This is a genomic window from Brevibacillus sp. SYP-B805, assembly GCF_011059135.1.
GTDB lineage: Bacteria > Bacillota > Bacilli > Brevibacillales > Brevibacillaceae > Brevibacillus_F.
Map to the genome: position 1 here is coordinate 227268 of NZ_JAALGD010000003.1, position 24106 is coordinate 251373.

Sequence of the window (24106 nt, forward strand, 5' to 3'; positions counted from 1 at the left end):
GGAACCTCCTTCCCAATTGGAATATCCAATGCGTAGGGTTTCCCTTTTTGGCAGGCTTCATTCCTACCGCTTGGCAGGACGAAAACCGGCAGCACGGGCCTCCTCTTCCGTGGCGAACCATCTCTCCGGCTTGGTCTTGTCATAATCCCTTGATCCCGGCAGATGGTAGATTTTCTCCCCCTTGGCGTTGATGTTGCCTTTGATCAGCTTCCCCTCGGGCGGTTTCTCTCCCGGCGCGGGATCGGCAGGCTTGTCTCCCCACAACCCTTTCCCTTCCTTGCGCGCCGCTCTTTCCGCCTGCAGGAGACGGTCGGCATATTTGACGTTGGGAGGGATGGTCATCACTTGGGCATAGCCATCGCGCATGATCTTTTCATTCACAAAGGTGCCGTCCGGCAGATAGACATAGGCAAGCAGACGGCCGTATTTGTCCTTCGGCTCCACGTCAAACTCCAGTCGAACCGTCTTGCCTTCAATCAAGGCTTTGGTATACCGGCTGGCTTCCTTGCCATACGGTTCCACCGGGCTGTTCGGCTTGACGCTCTCCGGAGTATCGATCCCGATCATTCTGACGCGTTCCCCTTCGATGGTTTCGAACGTATCGCCATCGATCACCCGCTTGACGGTCGTCTCCCTCTCCCCGTTTGGCTGCGCCGGCGCCTGTCCGCAACCGGCCAGGAGGAAGGCGAACAGGACGGGAAGAAGGGCGATTCGGTTCCAGATGCGTTTCACAATGGCAAACATCCTTCCGCAAAAAAGTAAAACGACCCGATGATCGAGGTCGTTTTCGCTTACCCTTATCCTACCATCAGTCACGGTCACCCAGCAAGAAGAGAAGAACCACCACGACGATTATGATCCAGATGATCTCTTCGTTATCGCGGCCAAAAGAATCGAACAAACCCATGCGGATCCTCCTTTCCGTCTCGCTACAGCCTATGCAGACTCCTCCGCTAATGTCATGGCCGAACGAGCCCAAAAAACCCTGCTGACCGAAGCCGACTCGGCGGTAGCTGTCGCTTCACCCACTCGGCGGTAGCTATCGCTCTACCCACTCGGCAATAGCTATCGCTGTGCCGAGTGGGGTCCACTCCGTCCCGAGTGGGGCCCTCTCTGTGCCAGGTGGGGTCCCCGCTGTACCAAGTAAAGTCCCTTGCCGGTGTCGGCTGGAGCCTCTAGGAAATCCGCATGTGCGCCGCGTTTACGGCAGAATGCAGCCCAAGAGGTGAACATACGTGTTCAACTGCCTGGCCTCCGCACGAAAGCCAAGCCGTGCCAGCTCGTCAAGCAGCACGGTTCGGTTCCCGTAATACTCATCTTCGATCGCCTCCACCGCCGACACATCTCCCGCTTTCCGGAGAGCCCGGATATGGGCGGCGCGTTGCTCATCGTCGACGAACATCAGATCCGCAACCGCCATACGGCCGCCCGGCTTCAGCACCCGGTGAAACTCGGCCAGCGCCAGGCATTTTTGTTCATCGGTCAAATGATGAAGCGCATAGCTCGATACGACGAAATCGAAGGTATGATCCATGTAGGGGATGGCAAAAAAGGTGCCCAGTTTGGTCTCCACCCCCGGGTTTTTGGCCCGGCACCGCTTCAGCATTTCGCTCGACTGATCGATGGCGCACATCTTGATGCCGCGTTCCCGAAAGCGTTTCACCAAATTTCCCGTTCCGGTTCCGGCATCCAGCCCGATTTCTCCGGCGGCGGGCCGGATATAGTCCACCACCTGGTCAAGCACCCGCTCATAGCCATCGTGGGCATGGAAGCCCTGCCCTTCCCGCGCCACCAGTTCGTCGTAAATCGGCGCCAGCTGGTTGAAATTCCAGCGGTCTACCCAATTCTTGCGCGTCTGCCGCAGCCGCTTGTTGGCCTCCGCCAGCTCGTACAGCGAGGCCGGGTCCAGGCGGCTGTCCTGCTTCAGACGGGCGATCATCGTCTCCGTCGTCTGGATGGCGGTTTTCAGCTCCACCCAGCGGTCATACATGTAGGAGCGCTGAATCTCCAGATACGACAGGAGCGTTCCCTCCTCCTTGTCCAGCTTGTCCAACAGCTGCCTGATCTCCTCGATCGGCATCCCCACCTCGCGCAGCGCGATGATCGTCTGCAGGCGCCAGGCGTCCTCCTCGGTAAATTGGCGGTAGCCGGAGGACGCTTCCTTGGCCGGTTTGATCAGCCCCTTCTCTTCATAAAAGCGGATTGCCCGCGGCGTAATCTGCAGGCGCTTGGCCATCTCCTGAATATGCATCCGTCATCCCTCTTTCGTCATCCGCACATCTCGTTGGCACTATCATAAACGTTTCCGTTACGTCAATGTCCAGACAGAAAAAAAGCAGCCCGCTGAGTCGGGCCGCTTGACGATGTCCGTTATTAAGGGGAGATTAGTGGCGCGGAGCCTGTTCGGAGATTTCGTACAGCGCTTCGCTTGCTTCATCATGATGGGCCTGCCGCACGGCCATGTCGCCGATCGCCACGATACCGACCAGCTTGCCGTTCTCGACGACAGGTAGCCGGCGGATCTGATGCTGGGCCATGATTTTGGCCGCTTCATCGACGGTCATATCCGGGCGGCCCAGGATAATGTCGCGGGACATCACATCGCCGATCGCCGCCGAGCCTTCCCGCTTTTCTGCAATGCCGCGAATCACGATATCCCGGTCCGTAATCACGCCGATCACGTCATTCTGTTCATCGACGACGGGAATGACGCCCACATTCCAATCGCGCATTTTCACCGCCGCTTCAAAGACATTATCCTTCAGTGTCACGGTCGCGACATCCTTGGTCATGATTTCGCGCAAGGTACGGTTTTCCACTTTTGCCATGGGATTCTCCTCCTTTACTAGTAACGGTTGTAGTGTCTCCAAGGGGGCTTATTTTATGCATCAGGCTTATGTCGGCTCCTCCCAGACACTCCCTTCCGGCCTCCACTTATTCATTGCACTTCTGCGGAAAACCTACTATCATAAGAGAGTGCATACCCCTTCGCGGAGGCGAAGGATCGACCCAGTTTCAAGGAGGAAGGCAAATGGTAATCAAGGAGACGGGGATCGGCAGCAAGGAAGTGCTTCTTGCCGATCTTGACCACATCATGAGTGAATTGGGATTCGTCCGTTGGGCATGGGATTACAACCATGCTACATACGATTGCAAGTTTGACGACAAAAACAGCACCTACTATCTGCGCGTGCAAGCCAATGCCGTAGAAGGCAAACTGGAAGACCCGCACACGCTCCTGCAGCTGGAAGAGCCTTACATGGGCAAACAGGTATTCCCGCACGGCCTGGATTATGACGCACCGATTCCGGACGCGGTGGTACAAGCTGCCAGACGGAAGCTGCAGGTTCTGAGCGACAAGCTGCAGCAGCTCGCTGACAAGACCGGCGTTCATTAATTCCACATCGATCAGGAAACCGGACAGAGAGGGACGTACCTACCTCTCTGTTTCTCACATAGGGGGTAATATTTTCCCATGAAGACGCGGGGTGTGCCCGATTTTGTCCTGCTGATCCTTACCGCGCTGCTTGTCGGTTTTGGCGTTACCATGGTCTTGAGCGCCAGTTCCATCTATGCCTATACCGGTATTTTTACCTCCCATGGCTGCGGGATATGTAACGGGGACGAGCTGTATTTCGTCAAAAGGCAGATCATCTGGGCGGCTGTCGGGTTCGTCGGCATGCTGGTAGCGATGAACATTCCCTTTTCGTTCTATAAGCGGAACGTCCTGCTGATCATCATCGTCTGCTTTGTCGCCCTGGTCCTCGTCCTGGTTGCCGGTATCGGCAAGGAAGCAAACGGCGCCCGCTCCTGGTTCAAGATCGGTTCCGCCAATATACAGCCCGCCGAATTCGCCAAGCTGGGGCTGATTCTTTATCTGGCCGCCATCATCGACAAAAAAGGGGAAAAGTTCCGCGAATTCAAAACCGGGCTGATTCCGCCGCTGGTCGTGACAGGCATCTTCTTCGTTTTGATCGCCATCCAGCCGGACTTGGGTTCGGCGGCGATTCTTCTCGGGACGGCAGCCGTGGTCATGATCTGCGGGGGAGCCCGGATCACCCAGTTGTTTTTGCTGACATTTCCCGTCTTTACGATGTTTTTTCTGAGCTATATCACCTTGAAACCCCATGCGCTTCCCCGCTTGATCTCTTATACTGACCCGTGGAGCGATCCGAAAAACACGGGCTTTCAATTGATTCAGTCGTTTTTTGCCTTGGCGCATGGAGGCATTTCGGGGGTAGGCTTCGGGCAAAGCGTGCAAAAGTACCTGTATTTGCCGGAAGCTCACACAGACTTTATTTTTTCCATCATCGCAGAGGAGCTGGGGTTCATCGGCACGACGGTGTTCCTGTTGGTGTACCTGCTCTTCCTGCTGCGCGGCCTGCAGATCTGTCTGCGTTCAAAGGATACGTTTGCCAGTCTGGCCGGAGTCGGCGTGATCACCATGATTGGTCTGCAAGCGCTGATCAACATCGGGGGCGTGACCGGCACGATCCCGCTGACCGGGGTTCCGCTGCCGTTTATCAGCTATGGCGGTTCGTCGCTGTTGATCTGCCTGGTTTCCACCGGCATCCTGCTCAGCGTTTCCCGGGAAGTGAACAAGCAGAAAATGTTGGAAAAAGGATACCAGCAAACAGTGGCTCGGTAAGAATTAAGAAACGGGACGCCGGAAGCGGCATCCCGTTTCTATTTTTCGATCCTTTCCACCCGCACGTTGACGGCAAGCACCTCGAGACCGGTCAGATCCTCCACGTCCTGTTTCACCCGTTCCTGCAAATCCCTGCAGACCTGGTGGATTTTTACCCCATACATCACGCCGACCCGCATGTCCAAGGTAAGCTGCTTTTCCTCGATCTTCACCTCGATGCCCTTGGCCAGCTGGCTGCCGGCAATCCGATGGGCGAGTTGGTAGAATCCGCCCGATTTCAGCGCAATCCCGTCCACTTCCTGGGCAGCCATCCCGGCGATAACGGCCACTACGCCATCGGCTACGCGGATTTCTCCTCGTTTCCAATCCTCCATTGCCATCTTCCCTCCCCAGCGTGATCCCCCGTTCTTCTCATTATAACCAGTCTAGGCTTGGGCTTGAAACAGATCCCTGCGAAGGGGCGTCAGGGTGGGAGGGGTCGCGCTGATCTCCACCAGGGCCGGGAGACGGGAGGCTACGGCCTCGCGCAGCGTCTCTTCCAGTTCCCGGACGGCATCCACCCGGTAGGAAGCCAAGCCGCACGCCTGCGCCAGCCTCGTGAAATCGGGATTGACCAGCCGGGTGGCAAACGGGGTGAGTCCCGCTCTTTTCATCTTCACTTCCTCCAGTCCGAACGCACCGTTGTTTACGACGATCGCGGTAACCGGCAGCCCCAGCTGCGCGAGCGTCACCAGTTCTCCCGCGTTCATCATCAGCCCGCCGTCCCCGACGATCGCGATCACCTCCCGGTCGGGAAATGCCAGTTTGGCGCTGATCGCCGCAGGGAGGCCATATCCCATGGTCCGCCACTTGCCGGAAAATAGCGGCTGCTGTTTCGCTGCCCGAAACGCCCGGTTAAACCACACGGTATGTTCTCCAGTGTCCAGGGCGATGATGGCGTCCGGCGCGGCGATCTGATCAAGGGCGGTCATCAAGCGCTCCGGCTTCACCTTTTCCAGCGCGGACTGCAGGCTGATGCGCTCCAGCTCCTTCATTCTCTCCCGATGGAGAGAGATGACGCGGGCAAGCCATTCCCGGTCCGGCTCCCGTTTCGGCAGCCGATCCTCCCAGAAGAGCAGCGTCTCTTCCAGATCGCCTGGCACGGGAAGGAGGTGATCCACCGGATGGAAGGCTTCCCGGTTCTCGTCCACCTGGATGATCGGAAGCCGGGCAGGGATATACGACTTGGGAAACCAGGTGGCGCCCAGGATGACAAGCAAATCCGCCTCTGCCAGCGCCTGCAGACCGGCTTCGCTTCCGCCATCGCCCAAACCTCCGAGCACCTGCGGATGGGCATCGGGAATCGCTCCTTTTGCTCCCAGCGACAGCAGGATGGCGGCTCCGATCCGCTCCGCCAGGCGTTGAACGAGGCTGGCGAAGGGCCTGGCCCCGACTCCCGCCAGAAACACGGGACGTTTGGCAGCGTTTACGAGTTCCGCCCCCTGCTCCGCCGCCGCCCGATCCAGGCGCATACGGCAGGCCAGTGGCGGCAGCGCGGAAACCATCGGGCTTGCCGCCGGTTGCGTCCAGACATCCTTGCAGACCGCCAGATGGGCCGCTCCTTTCCGTTCGACCGCCATCACAAAGGCTTTCTGCATCATCTCCCCGATCGCTTTGGGATGGGTCACTTCCGCAGTAAATGCCAGGAGGGGGGCAAGCAGGGCTTCCTGCGGGATGTACTGCTTGTACCCGCCCCCTCGCTTGTACGATTCCACCTGGCCGGTGATGGCCACAACCGGAACCCGGTCGGTCTGGGCATCCTGCAAGCCGTTCAACAAATTGAGCAGACCGGGACCACTCGTTGCCGCACAGACAGCCGGCAAGCCCGTCAGTTTGGCCTCCGCAGCCGCCATCATGGCGGCAGCCGATTCATGCCGGCATGGGATAAACGTGATCTCCCGCTGCTTGCCCAGCACATCGAGCCAGGGAAACAGGGCATCGCCCGCCACGCCGTAAATGCGCTTGACGCCCCATGCATGAAGCTGTTCGGTTACATGCTCGCAAACCTTCTTTGCCGCCATCGCAACCATCCTCTCTGTTTCCGCTGCTGTTCATTGTGACCAAATCACCAGCATTTTACACGGCCGCTCATAAGTCAAATGGCAGGCAAATGGGCACAATATCTTGCAATGAGACCAGATAAAGGAGGAACAAGCTTGAAACACGCAGCGAAATGGACAGTGCTGCTTGCCGCCCTGCTTGTCATCGCGTCGGTTTTTTCCGTCATCATCCCGCAGCAGACCGATGCGTTCAGCAAGGCAATCGTAAAGGTTGGCAGCACCGGCAAAGATGTGCGGGAAATGCAGGGACGCTTGAAGCTTCTGGGCTTCTATACCGGTAAGGTGGACGGGGTATTCGGATGGCGGAGCTACTGGGCTCTGCGCAATTTCCAGTATGAATTTGGCTTGAAGGTTGACGGCGTGCTGGGGGCAAAAACCAAATTGAAGCTGTACAATGCCACGCGCCACTATCGTCCGACCGCAGCCGAACTCGGGGTTGCGCCAAAAGCGCCAAGAACCGTGAGCGTACGCAGCAGAGGCTATTCAGCGAACGACATACGCCTGATGGCCAATGCCGTTTTCGGCGAAGCGCGGGGAGAACCGTATGTGGGGCAGGTAGCCGTCGCAGCGGTGATCCTCAACCGGACCCACCATCCCCGCTTTCCGGATACGCCGGCCGGTGTGATTTTTCAACCGGGCGCGTTTACCGCGGTTGCGGACGGCCAGATCTGGCTGACGCCAAACGCCACCGCAAGAAAAGCGGTGCAGGACGCGATCAACGGCTGGGATCCGACGGGCGGATGCATCTACTACTTCAACCCGGCAACGGCCACCTCCGCCTGGATCTGGAGCCGCCCGCAGGTGAAGAAAATCGGCAAGCATATCTTCTGTCGGTAATGCGGAAGGTCAGGTTCATCGCCTGACCTTCCCGTGTTTAGATGAAGTTGGACAAGTTCCGAGCAGCTTCGGCCATTACGACTCCTTCGCTTTTCGTCCCACAGCGATCCGGACCGGCGGAAAAATCAGCCAGTGCGGCCCGACGATTCGCACCTCGACCGCGCCGAGCCGTGCGAACGCTTCCGCATACTCCCGCACATGCTGAAAATCGAGGATTGCGAAGCGGCCGCCCGGTTTCAGCACGCGCAGTATCTCGCTTAAAGCCCGGTACCGCTCCTCGGAACCGGGAATGTTATGAAGGGCCAGACTGGAAACGACGACATCGAAAGCGCTGTCCGCAAACGGCATGCTCCGCGCATCGCCGTCCACGATCTCCACCCGTTCGGCCACCCCTTCCATCCGGGCGTTTGCCAGCATCGCGTCGGGATCGTTCCCCGACTGGTCCTGTCTGTTCCAAATATCGATGCCGACCGCCTTTCCCGTGGTCAGCCTGTGGGCCGCTGCATTCAGCACGAGACCCCGGCCGCAGCCGACATCCAGCACCTTCTCATCGCCGCGCAGCCCGACTAGATCAAGCAGCCTCTCCCGCTCGCGATACTTCCCTACCTTGCTGCTCCAAATCATGTACAGCACCTCGGCCGTAATAACCAGAGAGGAGGCCAGGCAGACAAGGCCAACCGATTTCCCCAGCCACTGTAGCCGCTCCGGGAAAAGGAAAAAAGCGGCGGCGCCAAGAAGAAGAAATCCGGCTCCCATCAGCGCCAGGTTGCGTACGACGACAGGAGCGTCGATGCCGTAGTCTCCCCGCCGGTTATGGCTCTGCTCCATTTCGCTCACCACCGGAAACGATTTGTTAGCATGTATTATACCAGAAAATGGAAAAGTCTTGCGGTGGCGCCACACCCAACTCGCAGCAAACGTCAAACAGCCCACACCTTGTCAGCAGATGAGGGCATTGTGGGCCGGTTTGACGCTTACCATGCAGCGGATGGCTGCGAGCCTGCGGTTTCTGATCGGGCTTATCGCTGGTGCTGCATGTGCCGGGCCATTTTGACGAAGCGTTCTTCGCTTTCCGTCGTGCCGCAGATGCCGCACTGTACCAGGATCGCGTCGCCTTTATACGGCTGATGGAAGGCGTCCAGCTCTTCCGGCGGCAGTTCTGCCTCCACTTCCCCCGTCTGCGGATTCATGCGGACATAGCGGGGGGTTTGCTCGATGATGGTAAAGCGCATGCGGTTCGACTTGCAGGTTGGACAGAGGTAAGGTTGTGCCAACGGGATTCCACCTCCTGTTCGGTACGCTATCCCTTAGTTTCCCACCCCCCGTCCGGACTATTCCCGTTTCTGCTTTCGTCCATTCCCGTGACATTTGGGCCGCCATTTTGTAAACTAGGAGATGTGGTTTGAAAAAATGGCATGACAGGAAATATGAGGTGACATTGGTTGAATCAGCGACTCTTTTTTCTTCTCGTCGGGGGGAGCTTTCTCCTGGCGGCGATATCCCATTACTTCCTCCAGAATGAGTTTATCCGGTTTGCGACCGCCGCTTTGGCCATCATCTTTCTGGCCGCCTGGCTGGGCAAGTCGACGGAGAGCGTGGCCCATTATGCGGGTGATCGGATCGGCGGTTTTTTGAACGCCACATTTGGCAACGCCGCGGAATTGATCATCGCCTTCTTCCTTGTCAAAGAAGGGCTTTTCGACATGGTAAAGGCGTCCATCACCGGGGCCATTATCGGCAACATGCTGCTGGTTCTCGGGCTCAGCGTGCTGTTGGGGGGCTTGAAATACAAGGAGCAGACGTTTAACGGCGTGCTGGCCGGTCACAACGCTTCGCTGATGACCCTCGCGCTGGTTGCCCTGTTTATCCCGGCCGTCTTTATGAAAGAGCTGCCGGTTGAGCGGGTCGATACGCTCAGCATCGTCATCGCCGTTATTCTGATCGTGGCCTATGTCCTCTGGCTGATCTTCTCCATGGTGACGCACAAGGAATTTCTCTCGGACATCGAGCCGCATGACAGTGAGGCCGTCTGGTCGAAAGGCGTCTCGATTCTCATGCTGATCCTCTCCACGTTCTTTGTGGCCGTGGTCTCCGAGTGGCTGGTGCACAGCGTCGAAATCGTCACCCATACCCTGGGATGGTCGGAGATGTTCGTCGGCGCTTTCGTCATCGCGATTATCGGAAACGCCGCGGAGCACAGCGCCGCCCTGCTCTTGGCGATGAAAAACCGCATCGGGGCCGCCGTCGAGATTGCGATCGGTTCCAGCCTGCAGATCGCCCTGTTCGTCGCGCCTACGCTCGTGCTGCTCAGCTTGCTGTTCGGGTCCACGATGAACATCGTGTTTTCCCCGTTTGAACTGGCAGCCATCGGCGTGGCTACCTTCATCACGATCTCCATCTCCCGCGACGGTACCACCAACTGGTTTGAGGGTGTGCTGCTGCTGGCGGTCTATCTGATTCTGGGTACTGCTTTTTATTTCGTATGAAAAAGCGAGGGATGGCTTATCCCTCGCTTGCTTTTTTCTGTTTCTCGTACAGTTCGGCCAATTTCCGTTCCAGATCACCCAAGATTTCCCGGCCGACCTCTTCCTCCATCAGGCCCAAGCGCACGGCAAATTCCACTTCGCGTGAGAGGCCAAACATCTGGGTATCCAGCACCTCTTCATACAGTGGGCACTGCGGCATGGTCAGGTTTTCCATCTGCACGTCGATCAGTTTGTATATCTTATCCGCGTCTGCTTGCAACAGCGCTAGCGCTTTGCTTACCAAGTCGGGAATATTAACCTCTGCCAAAACCTATCCCTCCGTTTGCCACCATCCTTACTTTCCATAGTACGTTATTCCCGTCCATTTGAAAAGAGGAAGAGAGATTCCAATATGCTGACCGCGTCACCGTATCGCGGTAAGATGCGGAGTCCCACCGGTTTGGACAGCTCCGGAATAAACGATCGCCGCACAAACCGTTTGCCGTCCATCTGCGGAAGCAGTACAATGAGACTGGCAAGAACGGAAAGGGAGGGATGATCAATGGCTGATGTCATCGTGTTGAAAGGGGCCGTCACCTACCCCATCACCATCGATCCGAGCGTGTGGATCTTCGATAACCGCAAGATCGACCTGGCGGCCTACACGGGGGACGAGGTTGAGGATCAAGCGGAGCCAAGCGCCTATGTGAAAGGGACGGGCGCCCAATGGGATAAGGAACTGCGGGAAGGAGCGGCGCTGCCTTCCGAAAAGCGCAGCCTTGTCGAAGAGCGAAAAGCGCTGGAAGGAGATTTCGGCATGAAGCTGGCACCGTTTATCGAGAATGCGCAGCCTCTTCCGGAAGCAACCTCCATCCGGATTCATCGGGAACACGGAGAGCCGGTACTGCTGCCGCTTGCCGAGGCCAAGCGGGCCATCCTGCAGTTCGCCAAGGACGGCAAGCCGATCCGGGAAGGCGGGCCGGTGCTCTTCTACCTGCCGGAGGACTGGAAAGCAAAAAAAGCGCCGATTGACCACATCGTCGCGTTTGAGGTGCTAGCGGACTAATGGCAACGACCGCCTTCATTTGGGTGGTCGTTTCTTTTTTCCAAACAGTCGGCTGGTCAGTTCCCTGAAGGAAGCAGCACCTCTGCCCGTCGGCATCACGAAGGGATCGCTCTGCCAATTCGCCCAAAGCGTACCCGCGCTGCTTCTCTCGGCTTGCTTTTCATACTCTCGCTGTTCCCGGGCACGCTGGGCAAATTCCTCGCGCATCGCTGCCATGGCTTTGGCACCCAGCCTGACCAGTTTGTTGGCATTCGGCATCGCAAAAGCCTCCTTTGCCGTTTTTAAACCCACCCGGCTTGAGCTATCGCTCTACCCACTCGGCGGCAGCTGCCGCTTTGCCGAGTGGGGGCCCACGCTGCGCCGGGCGGGGCCCCCAACCTTTCTAACCTCGCTTTATCTTTCCGATATACACAGCTGCCCTTTTTCCAGAGACCCGCTGTAATGATTCCGTATGTTTATGCTTGGTATGGTCAGCTTTATGCACTGGCTATGGCGGCAATCAGGTTTCGCCGCTGCAGTTCCACATGGAGCAGCTCAATAAACGCCTGATCCAGCTTCATGGCCATTGCGCGCTGATAAACCTCTATCAACATCTCATCGCTCAGATGCTGCATGCTCGTCACCTCCGCCAAAATCTGGATACATTGTAACATGTCTCTAGCCCTGGAACAACCGTTCCGCTATCCACAGCTGCTGTGGAAATCGTGTGGGTAAGATGTGGGCAACCTGTGCACAACAGCCTGGAACCCTTCCGCTTCCATGTGGATTTTCCTTGCATATTTATCCACACACAGTCGACATTTGTCGAACATTTCATGGAATATAGTGCGTGCAAAAAAAATATGGCCTGCCGCGCCAGGCAGCAGGCTGACTTTCTTTACGCATGTGATGACAAACGAACAATCTCCGTGATCACGACCATGGCAAAAACCGCAAAACCTACCGTGCCCGTGACAAAAAGCAAGCGCTTCAGCTTATCTTCCATGATTACCACCTCATTTGTTCCTTCCCGATTGGCCAACTACCTATACATACGGAACCAGCAGCCAAAAGGTTACAGGTTTTCATGCTATCGCTGAGCGGTCCGAAACACGTATACCGTATTCGTTTTCAATGCCTTGCCCTTTTCCGACCGCAAGCCGGTGGTGATTTTGCAGAAATAATAGGAGTCCGGGCGCAGCGGTTTGGACGGCTTGACGGTAATGCTGCGTTTGTCCTTCGACAGCGATACCGTTGTCTTCACCACATTCCCTTCCTCGTCCTCCAGCCAAACATTCCGCTCCGACACCGTTTTGGCGTCCATTTTTTGGGTAAAGCCGATCTCGATCGACTTGGTCAAGGGAATCTCGTTGTCAACCTGCGGATAAACTTCGAAGCCCTCGAGGGATACACCCGCTTGTTTTGCAACCGTAAATGCGGCGATCGGCAGGGCGCGGAAGTAGAGGGTATAGGATTCGGCAGGTTTCCAACTTGTCCGGGGTGAAATCGTCCAGGCTCCTGCGGTTGTTGAGCTTTCCACCGTGGATGCTTCCCTGCCCCGGCTGTCCAGAACCAGAAAATCATCCGTCCCGGCACTTGGCCCTTTGTCCGGATCCAGCCGGAGGGTGATCGGACGGGTCGGGGACACGTTCGATGCTTGCCAGCCGGGACTTAGCTCGCGCAGGTAGCCGATTCCCCGTTTCTTCGGCGGCTTGTCGCCCTTTTTGGCCGCCGTCCATTCCAGCCAGAGATCCTGCCAGGCATAGGCTTGCAGCGCAGCGGAGGCTCCTCCGTTTTGCAGCAGGTTTTTCCATGCCAGGTTCATGCCATCGCCCTGAAGGTACAGATTGCGGCCATCCTCCCTGATCGCCTCGTCAGACAGGCGGTCAGGCGTCTGCGCCATCACCTCCGCGAGCGAAATCCGTTCGTCGCGGACCGCATTGAGATAGTGGCCGGCCACCCAGCCTGTCCCGTCCTTGCTTTTCACTTTATACCAAAGATAACCGTCGCGTTCGATCGGACCATCCACAACGCCCGCCCGCTCCCGCATGGCCAGCGTATCGGTGATCCGGCCGTTCAGCCCCGGGGATTGACGGACGTTCAGCGCGGTGGTGAAGCCTGCCACCTCGACGGTATCTCCCTCGCGGATATGCCGGCGCTCCAGATCTTCTCCGGCCTTGTGGATGGGCAGCGGGGTCGTGTATGTAGTTTTGCCGGATGGCACGCTCTCCCGCGGAATCCATTCCTTGGGGATGCGCGTGATCGGCTGGGCGAAATAGCTGCGCGCGAGGCTGATCACGCTGTCCTGATAAGCAGCCGTTTTGCGATACTTGTTGGGAATGTTGTGCGGATTGTTGTACGCCGACCAGCCGTTGTACGCCCAGATCGCGAAATACCAGCTCTCCATCTCGTCCATCTTCATCGAGCCGATGGCCGGCAGGCGCCCTGAGCGTGTGAGGGCACGTTTCTCCAGGAGAACCTGCGCTCCCGCTTCAATGTTATAGCGGATATCCGTCTTCAAGCGCGCCTGGTCGAAGCGCGTCTGGTTGGTCAGCTGCATGATGCCGATCCCGCCGTCGTAGCTGATCAGCGGCTTGCCGTTCGCATCGAACTGGCGCCAGTTGCTTTCCTGCCAGGCGATCGCCTTCAAGATGACGGCGGGGATGTTGTATTTGGCGGCTGCTTCTTCCAGCATCCGCTCCACCTCATGCAGCGGCGGGTTTTTGCTGTTTTTGGCCTCCGCCGCCATGGCGATTCGTCCGACTGCCGTCTCCGTCTGGGACAGCTTGTGCCACGGTTCTCCGCCCCAACGTTCCGTGACGCGCCGGGACGGAAACGCTTCGGCATCGCCCTGGTCAAAGACGGAGTAGCTGATGGCAAGCCCCTCTTGCGCAAGCGTTACCTGCCCCTGCAGATACTCCTCCGATTGATACGTCAGCCGGGGAGCTTGTCCCCCTTTTACCAGCCAGTAACGGACGGCCCCGCCCGATGCCTCTTCCTGCCAGACGATCACCAAATCCTGTTGGCCGTCACCGTCGGCATCTCCCTGCAGGGCGGTCAACGGCTGGTAAAAAACCGGCGCTGTCTGCTCGAAAAAGATACGCTGCTCCCCGGCAAGCGTCATCGTGTACGCATCGCCCTGCTTGGACCACGCCAGCTGCTCCGCCGAAGCCGGGTTGCCATCCACCTCCACCGTTAGCGATGAACGGTCCGCGAGCTTGATCGCTGCCATACCGGCGGCATGGGAAGGCAGCTGTATGGAGAACGGCAGGGCCGCAATGGCAGCCCATGAGAACAGCATGATGCAAATTTTCCGTGTTTTCTGTTTCATTGGTATATGTCCGCTCCTCTTATGCATCCATCTTTCTCTCTTTTTTTGACGCACCAGGGGGCGATTGGTTGCTGTTCAGACAACCGTCTGTCGGGGAATGCGGAGCCGCAGCCTCTCCTCCATCCGGTACAAGCTCCACGCGACGACAAGACCCACCGCCAGGCAGAGGGACCAGGGCAGCCAGGGACAGGACCAATGTTGGCCGAGATCGTACATCCAACCTCCGGCTACCTGGCCGATCGAACCGCCGATCGCCAGCGAATATCCGTTAAACCCGTAATAGGCGCCCGTCAGCTCTTTCGGGGCGAATCGGGGCACCATATCCACCAGCTGCGGCGCGGAGATCATCGTGCCGAGCGCGAACACAAAGGCGTCCGCCAGAAAGATCCAGAGCGAGTTGGCAAACGTCAGCAGAAACAGCCCGATCCCCATCACTAGCGAGCCGATCCCGATCAGGACAAAGCGCTGGCTGTATCCTTCCAGCAGGCGGACCACTTTCATCTGAAACAGAATGATAAAGACGGAGACGGAAGCGAGCACGATCCCCACCGCCTCCTTGTCTCCCAGCTCGTCCTCCACCAGCTTGGGAATGCTGAGAAACAGCTGCATGTACAGGTAATAGTACCCGATCAGCACAAGGGTGTACCGGACAAACTGACGATCTTTCAACACATGGACGATGCTGCCGACGATGCTCGTGCGGATGCTGTCCGCCTTGATAGGCGGCAGCCGGAAGAAGATGAGCGCGGCGCTCGCATAAAACAGCCCGCCTGCAAGGAGCGACAGCCAGAAGAAATCGACGGCCGCCAGCGCCGTCCCGATCAGTTGGGAGCCCACCACCCCGATGTTGGAGAGGACGTTTTTCAGGGCGAAGACGTCTTTGCGGATCGCGTCCGGCGTCAGGATGGCAAACGCGGCCGAGACGGCAGGTTCAAACAGGGAGCCCCCCAACCCGGAAAGAACAGCCGCTCCGAAAAAGTGCCACGTCTCCGTACAGAAGGCAAACATGGCGAAGCCGGTCGCCCGCACCGCCATGCCGAGCACCATCGATCCTTTATAACCAAACGCATCCGCGACGGCACCGCCGAGAAATGCAAATCCCTGCTGGGAGAACTGGCGGACGGCCAGTACGAGCCCGGCCATCGCCAGCGTCCAGCCGATGCTGCCGGTAAGATGCAGCGTCAGATACGGAATGAGTGCGTAAAACCCCATATTCATCAAAAACGATGTCAGCAGGAGCAGTTTGACGGAGCCCGGCATCGTCTGCCACAATGCGCGCGACACGGTGATTCCCCCGTTTCCAAAATTCTACACTTTCCAGATACCAACAGCTTAAAAAAAGGGGTATAATTTGGGAAACGATCATTTTTGTTAATAGTAATGAAAAAAATACATAAGAGGCGAATGTTGCAATGGATTTTGAGCAATTGCGGGCATTTTACACGCTAGCCCAAACGAAAAACTTTACCAAAGCGGCGGAAATGCTCCATCTTGTGCAGTCGACCGTCACGATGCGGATCAAGCAGCTGGAGGAAAAGGTGGGCAAACCGCTGTTCATCCGGGATAAAAGAAGCGTGGAAATCACCCAGGCCGGCTTGACGCTGCTTCCCTATGCGGAACGCATTCTCAAGCTTGCCCAAGAAGGCTTGAGCGAAGTTTCGGCCCTGCAGCCCTATGAAGATTATCTCTCCATCGGCAGCCTGAATTCCGTCTGGACCTTCGTGCTGGAACCGATCCTGAAAGAATACCATACGCGTTACCCGAACATCGCCGTGCGCACGAAAACCGGCCATTCCTCCGACGTGATCCAGTACCTCCTGGATAACCTGATCCAGATCGGGATTGTCTACATCCCGCCTTCCATGCCCAGCTTCGAAGTGATCCCCTGTTACGAGGACGAGATCGTGCTGGTCGCTTCCCCGGATGATCCGGTGGTCAGGGAGAAAAGCATCGATGCCCGCGATCTGGCCCGGCTGCCGCTCGTCTACATGAACTGGGGGCCTCCGTTTCATCAATGGATCATGGACACGCTGCCCCGCAGCTACGTTCCCAAGCTGCAGATCGACAAGGCGGAGCTGGCCATCGATCTGGTCAGGGAAAAAGTGGGGGTCAGCCTCGTCACCCGCTCTATCGTGAAAGGGGAGCTGGCATCCGGCACCCTGCGGGAGATCGAAATCATCGGCAACAAGCCACCCAAACGCTCCGCCTACATCGTGCTCCCCAAGGAAAAAAAGAACAGGCCGAGCGTGGAAAAATGGCTGAACCTGATGCGGGAATTCGGCTATTCGATTTAAAGGAGGCGGAATTGCTTTCCTAGGCTGCATCAGAATCCGCCTGATGTCCATCTGCTCGCCTGGAAGGATGGGCACCTGAAAATGGCGAGTATCAATGAGGCCTTTGCAAACAGGTGGCCGCATGCAGCCCTCTCACTCCGTCAGATCGGCAAGACAGGACTCATCCTCGTCCACGGACGGGAACCGGACAGCAAGCCTGTTGCCTATCGATTGGAACCGGACAGGTTGACGCTCTTGCCGCTCCCCGTCCTCCATTTTCGGATCGCCGCCTCATAGGCGTAAGCACCCAACGAGCAGCAGGCCGCGGCGAAGGACAGCCCGCCGAGCACGTCGCTGGCATAATGGACGCCCAGATAGACGCGGCTGATGCTGATCAGGACCACCAGCACAAGCGGCGGAAGGGAAAGCCAGCCTGCAAGAGGACGCCCGCCGCAGCGTTTGGCGATCAGCAGGCTGAGCAAGAGATAAAAGGCGCCGCCTACCATGGCATGTCCGCTGGGAAAAGAGGCGGAGCCGGGCAGGTCGATCAGATTGAAGCCGCTGGGGCGGGAGCGGTCGAAGAGAAGCTTGGCCGTCTCGTTCAACAGCTCGCCCACGCCCAGCGTCAGCAGCAGCAGGACGGCTTCGATGCGAATCCCCCGAAAATACGCGCCGATCATCAGGAGAATCGCGACGGGAATCAGCCCCTCGGGGCCGCCCAAATGGGTGATGGCCGCAAGCGCCGCCGTCAGCCCATCGGATCGCAGGGAGGCTACCAGCCGGAACGCAGCCTGATCCAATGGTGCCAGCGCGCCGGACAAATAGCCCGCAGCTATCCCTGCGAAAACAACGAACCAGACGGCCGCCCAGGTCAATGAGTGTTTGTGCCAACCAGCGCTTCTGTTTGTCATGTGTATGTCTCTCCTTCCTCCATGCATGCACGCAGCGCCCGCTCAAACCGCCGGTCGTCCTCCGCCGTACGGGCCGCCGGACCGCGCGTACGGCCGCCGGACCGGCGATAGCGCGCCTGCTCGTTCCGCACTTCCAACTGAAAGAGGATGCGTGCTTCGTCAAAGATGACCCCATGCGGAGACAGGGCTTTGGCCCGTTTGCCCAACACCATCGCCGCCAACCCCGTATCCTGGGTGACGACCACATCCCCCGCCCGCACATCGTTGGCAATCTTCATGTCCACCGCTTGCGGTTCGGCATCGACCGTCACATGATCGGGGCCGGTCAGCTGATGGTTGGTGCTGGCATACGTGACGCACCGCCATCCTTTTTGCCGGCAGAACGCCTGGGCGATGGCCAGCGCCTGCCGGGGACAAGCATCGGCATCGATTAACAGTCGTTTGTCCGTCACAGCAACCTCCCTGCATGGTCCAAAATCTCAACATCCTCCCTCTCCATTTCGCCCGGTTTCTGCTAAGATGGAGGAGAGAGGAGTGAACAGCAACGTGCGGTACCGATTCGTTTACGATGAACGCCTGGGGATCCGGCTGCCTGACCTGCAGTTGGATTGGGAAGAATATACCTCCGATGAGCAGAGCAGCATCCTGCTGGAATGGGAAGGGATCCGTTCCGCCATCCCCGACCGGATCATACAGTTGGAGGCGATCATCAATCAGAAGCAGGCGCAGCTTTCTGAAGAGGATGATTTTGCCGTCGCCTGCCGGCTGGTCAGCGACATCCACGAGCTTGCCAGTATCATCAACGATTTGAATATCTGGTTCCGCGTCCAGCAGGATGTGGATGCCAAGGTGCATGGATGAGGAGAAACCACCACAGCGCTCGTGGTGGTTTTCTGCTTACATCTTCATGCTTTGCTCCCCCGTCGCCCTCGCCGCTTTCAACCGCTGCCAAAGCGCGGCTCCCTGGCGGACGAGGAAAACGCCGCCGAGAATCATGACGGCTCCCAGCCACTGCCACCCGTTCATCTTCTCCCCGATCCAGACCATCGCCACCAGGATGGCGGTGACGGGCACCAGATACATGAACGGCATCACCCGCGAGGCGCCCTGCACTTCCATGCCGTAGTTCCAGACCGCGAGCGAATAGGCGGTGACGGGATACGCTGCATAAAGAAGCGACCACCAGGCCGACGCCGGCAGTGCCGCCCAATGCACACTCATCAAGTCCGCCCCGCAGTACAACGCCAGAAACAGCGACCCGAACAGGGCGGTATAGAGGGTGATTTTCATGGCCGAATACGTTTTGGTCAAACGGGCGGTCGTAAACGGATAGCAGCCAAACAGGAAGCTGGCGACCCCCGCGATCACGTCTCCCCGAAGCGATTCGAGGGTAAAGGAGAGGCCGTGCTCCCCCGCCCCCTTGACCAGGATCACGCCCGTAACCGCCAGCAGCGAGCCGGCGATCAGCATCGGCGTGAGGCGTTCCTGTCGTTTCAGCAGCGCGATCGCCACCGTAAAGATCGGGGACATGGCTACCAGGAGCGAGGCATTGGTCGCCGTCGTATATTTCAGGGAGGCGACGAACAGCGTCTGATACAGGGTAATCCCCACCAGGGCAGCCAGCAGAAAAGCCGGGATGTCCCGCTTGCGGATGCCGAGGGTGCCCTCTCTCCATTTCACCAGGAAGAGGAGGACCGGGATGACCAGCAAGAAGCGCGTCAGGGTAAAAACATCGGGCGACAGCGCCTGCATGCCGAACTTTCCGATGGTGTAATTCGCTCCCCAAATGACGACGACGGCAGCCAGCATGAGATCCACGGTCGATTTACGCATGGATCTGCTCCTTCGGCCGCTGTCCGTATGATTTCGCCATGACGCGTTCCCAGAAAGGGATGGTCCGCTGAATCAACGGCCCCGTAAAGACGGCAATCACCAAGGTCCCGATCGATACGGGACCGCCCAGAAGCGCGCCCATTCCGAGCACGGTGATTTCGATAGCCATCCGCACGGCTTGAATGCTCCAGCCCATCCGCTCATGGAGCGCCAGCATGAAGCTGTCGCGCGGCCCGGCCCCCAGCCTCGGGGAGATGTACATCCCGATCCCGACGGCCATGATCACAAGGCCGCCCAGGAACAGCAGGATCCGTGCCGGCAGCCCGCTGACATGGGGAACCGCCCCCATCCACATGAACAGATCGATAAACAGGCCGAATGCCACCATGTTGAGGATGGTGCCGATTCCCGGCTTGATCTTCCCCAGCAGGTAGGAAAGAAGAATGATGAGGACTCCGATCAATTGCGACCAGATGCCGATGGTCAATCCAAACGTCTTTTGCAGTCCGATATGCAGGACATCCCACGGCGAAACGCCAAAATCTGCTTCTATCGTCATCACAACGCCGTAGGCAATCACAGCCAGGCCCAACAGAAACATCAGATACCGGACGACCAGTTCTCTCCCACTCCTGCCGTCAGCCACGGTGGATCCACCTTCTCCCCCACGGAATTCTCTCTACTGCCATTTGGCGACAATCTCGTAAAAAATGCCGTCTTTGCGGTAATATGCCATCACTTGCGGCTGCGCAAAGCTGTGCCGCAGGGTGTCCAGATCAAGCGCCTCTGCGGCCAGCCTGAGCTGGCGCTGCTTTTTCTCCTGATCGACATACTCGATCACCAGGTCAACCGCTTCTTCGCGGCAATGCGCCAGCAGCTCCTCCGGCGATCCAAACGCGATCCGTTTCATCGTCTCACCTCTTCACCCCGAGCCCTTGATGATCATTCATTATAGCAGGATTTTTTCATTCCTCCTACCATTTCCCGCTTCCGCTTGAGCGCAAAAGAACGGAAATCCTCCGCCAGTTCGGTCTGGGGAAAAATCGCCCGCGCCTCGGCCAGCAGATCCGCGAGCGAATGGTTCTCGTCATTCTCGTAGCGGGGGCTGAAATGGGTGAGAATCAGCCCCTTTGCCCCCGCCTGGCTTGCCACCTCCGCCGCTTCCCGGGCCGTGGAATGGCCGCTGCGTCGCGCCAGTTCCACCTCGCTGTGCGCATATGTCGCTTCATGGATCAGCAGATCCGCATCCCGCGCCAGCTCGATCATGTTCGCGCAGGGCTCCGTGTCGCCGCTGATCGCCAGCTTGCGCCCCGGTACCGGCGGCCCGATGAAATCGCTGCCGTGCAGGATGCGGCCGTCCGGCAGCTCCACCGTCTCCCCCTTTTTCAGCCGGCCATAGAGCGGTCCCGGCGGAATGCCGGCCGCTTGGGCGAGATCGACCCGAAACCTCCCCGGGCTTGGCAGTTCCGTGACGGCATACGCGAATGCCGGCACCCGATGGCGCACGGGCGCCGCCGCCACCGTGAGCTCGTCGTCCGCATAGACGATGCCCGGCTCAACCGTTTGGACGGTGAGCGGATACTGCAGATGCACCGGGCTGACGGCCATGATGCCGTCGATGTACTGCTTCAGTCCCGGCGGGCCGTATACCGTTATTCCCGAAAGATCGCTGTTGCGCAGGGAACGGCTGGCTAACAGGCCGATCAAGCCGTACAGGTGATCCCCGTGCAGATGGGTGATGAACACCTTCTCCAACTGGCTGATTTTCAAAGGCGAGCGCAGGATCTGGTGCTGCGTGCCCTCTCCGCAGTCAAACAGCCACCACCTGCCCGCCTGCGCAAACTGCAGGGCCACGCCGCTGACATTGCGCCTGGTCGTGGGCGCCCCTGACCCTGTTCCCAAAAAGGTTATGATCATCGCAGTTATTTCACCTCATGTTACAAGTATATCCTACCGGTACCATCCACGGGCCTCCCGCTTCCCGCATTCACCCTTTTTTTCCTGGGCGCATACCCTGCTATAGACTATCGCCTAGGAGGGATTCTGATGAAACGAGCGCTTTCTCTCGTTCTCGCCGCAGGGCTGGGGCTGATGGCCCTGCTTGCCGGATGCAGCGGTTCGGGCAGCGAGAAAATACGCATCGGTGAAGTGACCCGCTCCCTGTTCTATGCGCCCCAGTACGTCGCCATTGAAAAGGGATTTTTCAAAGAAGAAGGGCTGGAAGTGGATTTGACCACCACATCCGGCGGCGACAAGACGATGACCGCCCTGTTGTCCGACGGCATCGACATCGCCCTGGTCGGGTCCGAGACCAGCATCTACGTGGATCAGCAGGGCTCCACCGACCCTGTGATCAATTTCGCCCAGCTCACACAAACGGACGGCACGTTCCTTGTCTCGCGCAAACAGATCGACAACTTTGCCTGGGAGCAGCTGAAAGGCAGCGTCTTTCTGGGGCAGCGAAAAGGCGGCATGCCGCAGATGGTGGGGGAATTCGTGCTGAAAAAGCATGCCATTGACCCGCACAAGGATCTGAACCTCATCCAAAACATCGAGTTTGCCAATATCGCGTCCGCCTTCGCTTCGGGAACGGGCGAATACGTCCAGCTGTTTGAACCGCAGGCGTCGCAGTTTGAAAAGGACGGGATCGGCCATGTCATCGCTTCCTTCGGCACGGAGAGCGGCAAGGTGCCGTACACGGTCTTTATGGCCAAGAAAAGCTACTTGGACCAGCACGAAGCGGAGATACAGAAGTTTACGAACGCCATCTACAAGGCGCAGCAATGGGTAGCCAGCCACTCGGCCAAAGAGACGGCGGACGCGATCGCTCCCTACTTCCCCAACATCCAGCCGGACATTCTGGAAAGCGCGGTGAAGCGTTATCTGGAACAGGGCTCCTACGCGACCGATCCCATTCTGGATGAAGCCGAATGGAACAACCTGCAGAACATTATGGACGAAGCGGGTGAACTGAAACAGCGGGCCGATTACGCCAAACTGGTGAACACCGCCTTTGCCCAAAAAGCAATAGAAGGGAAGTAATGACCGTGTCCCAGCTTTCCTGCCAACCTGCCAAGATCGAACTTTGTCACGTCACCCATCTCTATGTCTCGTCCACTCGCGCGTTCATGGCCGTCAAAGGGATCGACTTGCGGGTGGAGGAAGGTGAATTCATCTGTCTGGTCGGCCCGAGCGGCTGCGGCAAAACGACGATTCTTTCCCTGATCGCGGGATTGGAGCATCCGACGGCGGGGAAGGTGCTGATCGAAGGACGGGAAGTGGCCGGCACCTCCCGCAAGGTCGGATACATGCTGCAGCAGGATTATCTCTTCAACTGGCAGACCATTGAAGAGAACATCTTCCTCGGTCTCGACATCCAGGGCATCCGCAGCAGGGAGACGGAGGAATACGCGCTTCATCTGCTGGAGGAGATGGAGCTGGGGGATGTGCGCAAAGCCTATCCCCATCAGCTCTCCGGCGGCATGCGCCAGCGCGTCGCACTGGTGCGCACCCTCGCCTGCCAGCCCGAGATCCTGCTGCTGGATGAACCGTTCTCCGCGCTGGATTATCAGACCAAGCTGAAGCTGGAGGATTTGATCGTCGCCACCCTGCGCCGTCACAAGAAGACAGCCATCCTGGTCACCCACGATCTGTCGGAAGCGATCGCGATGGGCGACCGTCTCTATATTTTGGCGCGCAATCCGGGCCGAATCAACCGGGAGATTGTCGTTCCGGCCGCCATTCGGGAGCCTCTGCCGTTTCCTGCGCGCAATCAGGAGGGGTTCACCGAACTGTTCAATCAAGTGTGGAGAGAGATGGAGGGACTTAGCGATGACGCCTGATGAGATCAAGCGGATCCACCGCGACTACCTCCGTACGCAGCGGAAGCTTCGCGGGTATGTGATCCTGACCCAAATCGCCATCTTCGTGGTCTTTCTTCTTCTGTGGGAATGGTTGGCGCGCAGCGGTGCCATTAACGTCCTGCTGTTCAGCTATCCCTCCAAGATCGGGAGCCTGTTCTGGCAGCAGATCACGGATTTGAGCCTGTGGCCGCATATCGGCATGACCGTGGCGGAAACGGTCATCGGGTTTCTCCTGGGAACGCTGCTTGGCACCCTGATCGCCATCGTCATCTGGTGGTCCCCTTTTCTGTCCCGCGTGCTGGACCCCTATCTGGTGGTGGCCAACAGCATGCCCAAAGTGGCGCTGGGGCCGCTGCTCATCGTGGGACTGGGCCCCGGGCTCTGGTCGATCATCGCCATGGCCTGCGCCATTTCCGTCGTCATTACCACCATCGTCATCTATGCCAGCTTCAAGGAAGTGAACGAGAATTACATCAAGGTCGTGCGGACGCTGGGGGGAAACAAGCGGCAGGTCTTCACCCTGGTGATTCTTCCGGCCAGCATCCCTGCCATCGTCTCCACCCTGAAAGTTAATGTCGGCCTCTCCTGGGTGGGCGTGATTGTCGGGGAGTATCTCGTATCCAAGCAAGGGCTCGGCTATCTGATCATCTACGGCTTCCAGGTCTTCAATTTTACCCTGGTCATGATGAGCATGGGCGTAATCGCGGTGGTCGCCACCCTGATGTATCAAGGGGTGGCGTATCTCGAACGCAAGCTCACCAGCCAGTTTAAATAAAAAAACCCCCCCGGCTTGAGCTATCG

Annotated in this window: 28 protein-coding genes; 10 read left to right on the forward strand and 18 right to left on the reverse strand. The window is 58.1% G+C overall.

Annotation, left to right across the window (positions count from 1 at the left end):
- Nucleotides 1–63: 63 nt before the first annotated feature.
- The 3 genes from G3578_RS06125 to G3578_RS06135 form a co-directional block, all read right to left on the reverse strand.
- Nucleotides 64–744 carry a thermonuclease family protein gene (locus tag G3578_RS06125; protein ID WP_165210062.1) on the reverse strand — a complete coding sequence of 227 codons (681 nt, stop codon included), beginning with the start codon at nucleotides 742–744 and terminating at the stop codon, nucleotides 64–66.
- Nucleotides 745–1201: 457 nt separating this feature from the next.
- A complete protein-coding gene (locus G3578_RS06130) occupies nucleotides 1202–2251 on the reverse strand; it encodes a methyltransferase domain-containing protein (protein WP_165210065.1) in 1050 nt (349 codons plus the stop codon).
- Nucleotides 2252–2384: 133 nt separating this feature from the next.
- On the reverse strand, nucleotides 2385–2828 hold the full coding sequence (locus G3578_RS06135; RefSeq protein WP_165210068.1) for a CBS domain-containing protein: 444 nt from the start codon (nucleotides 2826–2828) through the stop codon (nucleotides 2385–2387).
- A 203-nt stretch (nucleotides 2829–3031) separates the two neighbouring features.
- Here G3578_RS06135 and G3578_RS06140 point away from each other — a divergent pair, with 203 nt between their 5' ends.
- Together G3578_RS06140 and ftsW are read left to right on the forward strand one after the other, a co-directional pair.
- Nucleotides 3032–3397, forward strand: a complete 366-nt coding sequence (locus G3578_RS06140; RefSeq protein ID WP_165210071.1) for a YugN family protein — start codon at nucleotides 3032–3034, stop codon at nucleotides 3395–3397.
- A gap of 78 nt (nucleotides 3398–3475) precedes the next feature.
- Entirely contained in the window at nucleotides 3476–4648 is a 1173-nt protein-coding gene (gene ftsW, locus G3578_RS06145) for a putative lipid II flippase FtsW (protein WP_165210074.1), read from the forward strand.
- A gap of 38 nt (nucleotides 4649–4686) precedes the next feature.
- On the opposite strand, the gene G3578_RS06150 is transcribed toward ftsW, so the two are convergent.
- Together G3578_RS06150 and G3578_RS06155 are read right to left on the reverse strand one after the other, a co-directional pair.
- A complete protein-coding gene (locus G3578_RS06150) occupies nucleotides 4687–5022 on the reverse strand; it encodes an Asp23/Gls24 family envelope stress response protein (RefSeq protein WP_165210077.1) in 336 nt (111 codons plus the stop codon).
- 51 nt (nucleotides 5023–5073) lie between these two features.
- The gene (locus G3578_RS06155; RefSeq protein ID WP_165210080.1) at nucleotides 5074–6708 is read right to left on the reverse strand and encodes a thiamine pyrophosphate-binding protein; all 1635 of its coding nucleotides are present in this window, start codon (nucleotides 6706–6708) and stop codon (nucleotides 5074–5076) included.
- Nucleotides 6709–6843: 135 nt separating this feature from the next.
- Between G3578_RS06155 and sleB the strand changes: the two genes are divergently transcribed.
- Nucleotides 6844–7584 (forward strand): spore cortex-lytic enzyme, encoded by a 741-nt coding sequence (gene sleB / locus G3578_RS06160; protein ID WP_481752720.1) that lies wholly within the window; start codon nucleotides 6844–6846, stop codon nucleotides 7582–7584.
- A 75-nt stretch (nucleotides 7585–7659) separates the two neighbouring features.
- Here sleB and G3578_RS06165 read toward each other — a convergent pair whose 3' ends face one another.
- A complete protein-coding gene (locus tag G3578_RS06165; protein ID WP_165210086.1) occupies nucleotides 7660–8412 on the reverse strand; it encodes a class I SAM-dependent methyltransferase in 753 nt (250 codons plus the stop codon).
- Nucleotides 8413–8603: 191 nt separating this feature from the next.
- Nucleotides 8604–8858 carry a hypothetical protein gene (locus G3578_RS06170; protein ID WP_165210089.1) on the reverse strand — a complete coding sequence of 85 codons (255 nt, stop codon included), beginning with the start codon at nucleotides 8856–8858 and terminating at the stop codon, nucleotides 8604–8606.
- A 168-nt stretch (nucleotides 8859–9026) separates the two neighbouring features.
- Here G3578_RS06170 and cax point away from each other — a divergent pair, with 168 nt between their 5' ends.
- On the forward strand, nucleotides 9027–10070 hold the full coding sequence (gene cax, locus G3578_RS06175; protein WP_165210092.1) for a calcium/proton exchanger: 1044 nt from the start codon (nucleotides 9027–9029) through the stop codon (nucleotides 10068–10070).
- A 16-nt stretch (nucleotides 10071–10086) separates the two neighbouring features.
- On the opposite strand, the gene G3578_RS06180 is transcribed toward cax, so the two are convergent.
- Nucleotides 10087–10377 carry an Fpa/YlaN family protein gene (locus G3578_RS06180; RefSeq protein WP_165210095.1) on the reverse strand — a complete coding sequence of 97 codons (291 nt, stop codon included), beginning with the start codon at nucleotides 10375–10377 and terminating at the stop codon, nucleotides 10087–10089.
- A 234-nt stretch (nucleotides 10378–10611) separates the two neighbouring features.
- Between G3578_RS06180 and G3578_RS06185 the strand changes: the two genes are divergently transcribed.
- On the forward strand, nucleotides 10612–11115 hold the full coding sequence (locus G3578_RS06185) for a molybdopterin-binding protein (protein WP_165210098.1): 504 nt from the start codon (nucleotides 10612–10614) through the stop codon (nucleotides 11113–11115).
- 15 nt (nucleotides 11116–11130) lie between these two features.
- Here G3578_RS06185 and G3578_RS06190 read toward each other — a convergent pair whose 3' ends face one another.
- The 4 genes from G3578_RS06190 to G3578_RS06205 all read right to left on the reverse strand — a co-directional run bounded on the left by G3578_RS06190 (nucleotide 11131) and on the right by G3578_RS06205 (nucleotide 15685).
- Nucleotides 11131–11373: a hypothetical protein gene (locus G3578_RS06190; protein WP_165210101.1), complete on the reverse strand. Its 243-nt coding sequence runs from the start codon at nucleotides 11371–11373 to the stop codon at nucleotides 11131–11133.
- Between the two features lie 218 nt (nucleotides 11374–11591).
- Nucleotides 11592–11729 carry a sporulation histidine kinase inhibitor Sda gene (sda, locus tag G3578_RS06195; RefSeq protein WP_165210104.1) on the reverse strand — a complete coding sequence of 46 codons (138 nt, stop codon included), beginning with the start codon at nucleotides 11727–11729 and terminating at the stop codon, nucleotides 11592–11594.
- A 455-nt stretch (nucleotides 11730–12184) separates the two neighbouring features.
- The gene (locus G3578_RS06200) at nucleotides 12185–14425 is read right to left on the reverse strand and encodes an Ig-like domain-containing protein (protein ID WP_165210107.1); all 2241 of its coding nucleotides are present in this window, start codon (nucleotides 14423–14425) and stop codon (nucleotides 12185–12187) included.
- A gap of 75 nt (nucleotides 14426–14500) precedes the next feature.
- Nucleotides 14501–15685 carry an MDR family MFS transporter gene (locus tag G3578_RS06205; RefSeq protein WP_165210249.1) on the reverse strand — a complete coding sequence of 395 codons (1185 nt, stop codon included), beginning with the start codon at nucleotides 15683–15685 and terminating at the stop codon, nucleotides 14501–14503.
- A 152-nt stretch (nucleotides 15686–15837) separates the two neighbouring features.
- On the opposite strand from G3578_RS06205, the gene G3578_RS06210 reads away from it, so the two are divergent.
- Nucleotides 15838–16719 carry a LysR family transcriptional regulator gene (locus tag G3578_RS06210; protein WP_165210110.1) on the forward strand — a complete coding sequence of 294 codons (882 nt, stop codon included), beginning with the start codon at nucleotides 15838–15840 and terminating at the stop codon, nucleotides 16717–16719.
- A 203-nt stretch (nucleotides 16720–16922) separates the two neighbouring features.
- Here the strand turns inward: G3578_RS06210 and G3578_RS06215 are convergent, their stop codons facing one another.
- Nucleotides 16923–17609, reverse strand: a complete 687-nt coding sequence (locus tag G3578_RS06215; RefSeq protein ID WP_165210113.1) for a phosphatase PAP2 family protein — start codon at nucleotides 17607–17609, stop codon at nucleotides 16923–16925.
- On the reverse strand, nucleotides 17606–18061 hold the full coding sequence (locus G3578_RS06220; protein ID WP_165210116.1) for a DUF188 domain-containing protein: 456 nt from the start codon (nucleotides 18059–18061) through the stop codon (nucleotides 17606–17608). The genes G3578_RS06215 and G3578_RS06220 overlap by 4 nt, the downstream gene beginning before the upstream one ends.
- 67 nt (nucleotides 18062–18128) lie before the next feature.
- Here G3578_RS06220 and G3578_RS06225 point away from each other — a divergent pair, with 67 nt between their 5' ends.
- Nucleotides 18129–18470, forward strand: coding sequence for a hypothetical protein (locus G3578_RS06225; protein WP_206529506.1), 342 nt, complete (start codon nucleotides 18129–18131; stop codon nucleotides 18468–18470).
- Between the two features lie 36 nt (nucleotides 18471–18506).
- Here G3578_RS06225 and G3578_RS06230 read toward each other — a convergent pair whose 3' ends face one another.
- The 4 genes from G3578_RS06230 to rnz form a co-directional block, all read right to left on the reverse strand.
- Nucleotides 18507–19442: a DMT family transporter gene (locus tag G3578_RS06230; protein ID WP_165210119.1), complete on the reverse strand. Its 936-nt coding sequence runs from the start codon at nucleotides 19440–19442 to the stop codon at nucleotides 18507–18509.
- Nucleotides 19435–20043 (reverse strand): YczE/YyaS/YitT family protein, encoded by a 609-nt coding sequence (locus G3578_RS06235; protein WP_165210255.1) that lies wholly within the window; start codon nucleotides 20041–20043, stop codon nucleotides 19435–19437. Before G3578_RS06235 ends, G3578_RS06230 begins: the two co-directional genes overlap by 8 nt.
- A gap of 78 nt (nucleotides 20044–20121) precedes the next feature.
- The gene (locus G3578_RS06240; protein ID WP_165210122.1) at nucleotides 20122–20352 is read right to left on the reverse strand and encodes a hypothetical protein; all 231 of its coding nucleotides are present in this window, start codon (nucleotides 20350–20352) and stop codon (nucleotides 20122–20124) included.
- 32 nt (nucleotides 20353–20384) lie between these two features.
- Nucleotides 20385–21359, reverse strand: a complete 975-nt coding sequence (gene rnz / locus G3578_RS06245; protein WP_165210125.1) for a ribonuclease Z — start codon at nucleotides 21357–21359, stop codon at nucleotides 20385–20387.
- Between the two features lie 129 nt (nucleotides 21360–21488).
- Here rnz and G3578_RS06250 point away from each other — a divergent pair, with 129 nt between their 5' ends.
- From G3578_RS06250 to G3578_RS06260, 3 genes are read left to right on the forward strand one after another with little or no spacing between them, the layout of a single operon-like run.
- The gene (locus G3578_RS06250) at nucleotides 21489–22484 is read left to right on the forward strand and encodes an ABC transporter substrate-binding protein (protein WP_165210128.1); all 996 of its coding nucleotides are present in this window, start codon (nucleotides 21489–21491) and stop codon (nucleotides 22482–22484) included.
- Nucleotides 22484–23284, forward strand: a complete 801-nt coding sequence (locus G3578_RS06255; RefSeq protein WP_206529507.1) for an ABC transporter ATP-binding protein — start codon at nucleotides 22484–22486, stop codon at nucleotides 23282–23284. The genes G3578_RS06250 and G3578_RS06255 overlap by 1 nt, the downstream gene beginning before the upstream one ends.
- On the forward strand, nucleotides 23274–24080 hold the full coding sequence (locus tag G3578_RS06260) for an ABC transporter permease (RefSeq protein ID WP_165210131.1): 807 nt from the start codon (nucleotides 23274–23276) through the stop codon (nucleotides 24078–24080). The genes G3578_RS06255 and G3578_RS06260 overlap by 11 nt, the downstream gene beginning before the upstream one ends.
- Nucleotides 24081–24106 lie beyond the last annotated feature (26 nt).

Coding starts and splice junctions, on each gene's coding strand:
- G3578_RS06250 (WP_165210128.1), top strand. CDS start 21,489: ATGAAACGAGCGCTTTCTCTCGTTCTCGCCGCAGGGCTGGGGCTGATG.
- G3578_RS06150 (WP_165210077.1), bottom strand. CDS start 5,022: ATGGAGGATTGGAAACGAGGAGAAATCCGCGTAGCCGATGGCGTAGTG.
- G3578_RS06225 (WP_206529506.1), top strand. CDS start 18,129: ATGGAGGAGAGAGGAGTGAACAGCAACGTGCGGTACCGATTCGTTTAC.
- G3578_RS06190 (WP_165210101.1), bottom strand. CDS start 11,373: ATGCCGAATGCCAACAAACTGGTCAGGCTGGGTGCCAAAGCCATGGCA.
- G3578_RS06130 (WP_165210065.1), bottom strand. CDS start 2,251: ATGCATATTCAGGAGATGGCCAAGCGCCTGCAGATTACGCCGCGGGCA.
- G3578_RS06155 (WP_165210080.1), bottom strand. CDS start 6,708: ATGGCGGCAAAGAAGGTTTGCGAGCATGTAACCGAACAGCTTCATGCA.
- G3578_RS06200 (WP_165210107.1), bottom strand. CDS start 14,425: ATGAAACAGAAAACACGGAAAATTTGCATCATGCTGTTCTCATGGGCT.
- G3578_RS06185 (WP_165210098.1), top strand. CDS start 10,612: ATGGCTGATGTCATCGTGTTGAAAGGGGCCGTCACCTACCCCATCACC.
- G3578_RS06235 (WP_165210255.1), bottom strand. CDS start 20,043: ATGTTTCTGTTGGGCCTGGCTGTGATTGCCTACGGCGTTGTGATGACG.
- sda (WP_165210104.1), bottom strand. CDS start 11,729: ATGCAGCATCTGAGCGATGAGATGTTGATAGAGGTTTATCAGCGCGCA.
- rnz (WP_165210125.1), bottom strand. CDS start 21,359: ATGATCATAACCTTTTTGGGAACAGGGTCAGGGGCGCCCACGACCAGG.
- ftsW (WP_165210074.1), top strand. CDS start 3,476: ATGAAGACGCGGGGTGTGCCCGATTTTGTCCTGCTGATCCTTACCGCG.
- G3578_RS06205 (WP_165210249.1), bottom strand. CDS start 15,685: ATGCCGGGCTCCGTCAAACTGCTCCTGCTGACATCGTTTTTGATGAAT.
- G3578_RS06140 (WP_165210071.1), top strand. CDS start 3,032: ATGGTAATCAAGGAGACGGGGATCGGCAGCAAGGAAGTGCTTCTTGCC.
- G3578_RS06165 (WP_165210086.1), bottom strand. CDS start 8,412: ATGGAGCAGAGCCATAACCGGCGGGGAGACTACGGCATCGACGCTCCT.
- G3578_RS06215 (WP_165210113.1), bottom strand. CDS start 17,609: ATGACAAACAGAAGCGCTGGTTGGCACAAACACTCATTGACCTGGGCG.
- G3578_RS06230 (WP_165210119.1), bottom strand. CDS start 19,442: ATGCGTAAATCGACCGTGGATCTCATGCTGGCTGCCGTCGTCGTCATT.
- G3578_RS06135 (WP_165210068.1), bottom strand. CDS start 2,828: ATGGCAAAAGTGGAAAACCGTACCTTGCGCGAAATCATGACCAAGGAT.
- G3578_RS06240 (WP_165210122.1), bottom strand. CDS start 20,352: ATGAAACGGATCGCGTTTGGATCGCCGGAGGAGCTGCTGGCGCATTGC.
- G3578_RS06255 (WP_206529507.1), top strand. CDS start 22,484: ATGACCGTGTCCCAGCTTTCCTGCCAACCTGCCAAGATCGAACTTTGT.
- G3578_RS06260 (WP_165210131.1), top strand. CDS start 23,274: ATGACGCCTGATGAGATCAAGCGGATCCACCGCGACTACCTCCGTACG.
- G3578_RS06210 (WP_165210110.1), top strand. CDS start 15,838: ATGGATTTTGAGCAATTGCGGGCATTTTACACGCTAGCCCAAACGAAA.
- G3578_RS06125 (WP_165210062.1), bottom strand. CDS start 744: ATGTTTGCCATTGTGAAACGCATCTGGAACCGAATCGCCCTTCTTCCC.